This window comes from Streptomyces boncukensis, from assembly GCF_011045075.1.
In the GTDB taxonomy this organism is placed as follows: Bacteria; Actinomycetota; Actinomycetes; order Streptomycetales; family Streptomycetaceae; genus Streptomyces; species Streptomyces boncukensis.
Genome location: NZ_JAAKZZ010000758.1, coordinates 1 through 2613 on the forward strand (window position 1 = coordinate 1; position 2613 = coordinate 2613).

3 protein-coding genes are annotated in these 2613 nt (G+C 72.0%); 1 reads left to right on the forward strand and 2 read right to left on the reverse strand.

All coding sequences use genetic code 11. From position 1 onward, the window contains the following. Positions 1-122 precede the first annotated feature (122 nt). Together G5C65_RS35210 and G5C65_RS35215 are read right to left on the reverse strand one after the other, a co-directional pair. Positions 123-905: an alpha/beta fold hydrolase gene (locus G5C65_RS35210; RefSeq protein WP_165303126.1), complete on the reverse strand. Its 783-nt coding sequence runs from the start codon at positions 903-905 to the stop codon at positions 123-125. Positions 906-1307: 402 nt separating this feature from the next. After that, positions 1308-1646 carry a histone-like nucleoid-structuring protein Lsr2 gene (locus G5C65_RS35215; protein ID WP_165303127.1) on the reverse strand — a complete coding sequence of 113 codons (339 nt, stop codon included), beginning with the start codon at positions 1644-1646 and terminating at the stop codon, positions 1308-1310. Positions 1647-1870: 224 nt separating this feature from the next. On the opposite strand from G5C65_RS35215, the gene G5C65_RS35220 reads away from it, so the two are divergent. Beyond that, the gene (locus G5C65_RS35220) at positions 1871-2590 is read left to right on the forward strand and encodes a leucine-rich repeat domain-containing protein (RefSeq protein ID WP_338146813.1); all 720 of its coding nucleotides are present in this window, start codon (positions 1871-1873) and stop codon (positions 2588-2590) included. Positions 2591-2613 lie beyond the last annotated feature (23 nt).

The window sequence follows — 2613 nt, forward strand, 5'->3', positions numbered from 1 at the left end:
CTTGCGCCCCCGCAAGGAGGCGGGCAGCAGCGGCCGAACGAACTCCCACTCCGCATCAGACAGTTCATGGCGACGTATCACCCGACCATGATCCACCATCCAAGATCAATTGAAGACACCGCCTAGCCGCCGGCGAGACGCACGAGCACCGACCGCAGCAGCGCGTTGAACTCCGCGGGCTGCTCCGTGTGCGGCATATGCCCCGCCGCCTCCATCAGATGCAGCTCGCCGCGCGGGGCGAGCGCGGCGAGGGTCTCGGACGCCTCGGCGGGGATCTCCGCGTCCAGCTTCCCGTGGATGAAGACGCTGGGCACCGTGAGCTCCCCGATGCTCTCCCGGGGGTTGTGCCGGACCGCGTCGGTGAGGATCTCGTCGATGTGCTCGGAGGACTCCAGGATCCGCCGCACCGTCCAGTCCACCCAGGACGGATCGGCCAGCGGCCCGTACCAGGCCGGGACCCACGCGCGGACCGTCCCCGCGCGGTCCTCGCGCAGCGCCTGCCGCAGCTCGCGCAACTGCTCCGCCTTGCGCTCGGCGGGCCAGTGCCCCGGCCCGTCCACGGCCACCACGGCGCGGATCAGCCAGGGCGCGCGGCGGGCCGCCTCCAGCACGATCGCGGCCCCGGCCGAGCAGCCGACGAGCACCGGCCGCGCCAGGTCCAGCGCGTTCGCCAGGGCGAGGACGTCCTCCGCGTTGCCGGCGAGGCTGTTGCCCTCGGCCGGGCGCCCGGAGCGTCCGCAGCCCCGCCAGTCCACCGTGACCACCCGGTGGTCCCGGGCGAACTCCTCCTGCTGCGCGCGCCACACCTCCCCGCAGGTCCCCCAGCCGTGCAGCAGGACGAGCGGCTGCCCTGTCCCCTGGTCCCCGTAGTACAGCCGGGTGTCGTTGACGTTCGCGTAGGGCACGGTTCCTCCTCGCGGGGCGGCCGGGTGCGGAGCCGGCGCGGACCGGTGTGCGTACGCGCAGGGCCCCGGGCGCGGAGTACCGGCCCGGGGCCCTGCCGGACGGCGACGGGGCCCCCTGATCCCCCGGCCGCGCGGCAGCTCCAGGGCCCGTCCGCGGACCGCCGGTACGAACCCCACGGCAGCGCACGGCACATGGACCCTGGAGCAGAGGAACCTACTGACGGCCGCGGGGGCGCGGCTAGCCGGGGAACGCGGTCTTTGGCCGGAAAGCGCACCACGGTGCCCGCGCCGGCCGGCCCCGTGCGGCGGGAGGCCCTGCGGCTGCCGCGGGCCCGGGACACCCTGGGCGGGAGCCGGGGCGCCGGAGAGCCCGCTCGCGCCCCAGGGGGCCCGGGGGACCGCTCAGTGGGCCTTCTCGAATGCCTCACGGATGTTGGCGGGGACCCGGCCGCGGTCGCTGACCTCGTACCCCTGCTCCCTGGCCCAGGTACGGATCTTCGCCGTGTCCTCGGCGCCCTGGGAGCGCTTGCCCGCGGCGGCCGGGCCGCCGGTCCGGCTTCGCCGCAGCCGCCTTCCGGATGTCAGGAACGGGTTGAGAGCCTCCATCAGCTTGTCATAGGAGTCGGGCGCGAGGTCGATCTCATACTGAACGCCGTCCACGGCCAGGATATGCGTCTGCGCGTCAGTCGACTCTTCCCCGGTGAGGTCATCGGTGACGATGGTGATTACTCTCTGAGCCATGAGGTTCCTTCAGCTTGATACACAGAGGCGTTGAATGCCGATCCTAGATGTCCGTACGACGAATCGCCAAGACGAAATACTCGACTTACTCGACCGACCGCCATTCCCCTGCGTTCCGGCATCCCTTTTGCTCTTCGAGGGTTTCCGGGAAACACGCTGACAAACCCCGCCCGATGAGGTCCAATGGGAGACCGAATCCACCGGGGAAGGGACGTGGGACCCCTGTGCGGCGCACACTCGACCTCTGGCGCGAACAGCTCGGCGCCATACCCGAATCGGTCTGGCAGGACACCGGTCTCCAGGTGCTCATCCTCGCCGAGAACGGGCTCACGCACGTCCCGGCCGAGATCGGGCGGCTGCGCCGGCTGACCACGCTGGACCTCGGGCACAACAGGCTCACCTCGGTGCCCGCCGAACTCGGCGGCCTGACCGGGCTGAGCGGCTGCCTCTATCTGCACGACAACGAGCTCACCCGGCTCCCGGAGTCGCTGGGCGGGCTGACCCGGCTGCGCTATCTCAACGTCGGCGAGAACCCCCTCGGCGCGCTGCCCGATTCCCTGGGCGGCATGACCGCGCTGACCGAACTGCGGGCGCGGCACAACCGGCTGACCGCGCTGCCGGACGGCATCGGGCGGCTCGGCGCCCTGCGCGAGCTGTGGCTGCGCGGCAACCGGCTGACGGGGCTTCCGCCGTCCGTCTCCGCACTCACCGGGCTGCGCCATCTCGAACTGCGGGAGAACGCCCTCACGGAACTGCCGGAGGCACTGGCCCGCCTCCCCGCTCTGCGCCAGCTCGACGTGCGCGCCAACCGCCTCACCCGGCTGCCGGACTGGGTCGCGCAGATGCCCGCGCTGGAGAAGCTCGATCTGCGCTGGAACGCGTGCGAGCCCGAGCCCGCACTCTGCGCCGAGCTGGAGAGGCGGGGCTGCGTCGTCCTGACATGAGGTATTCGGGACGGGATTCCCGG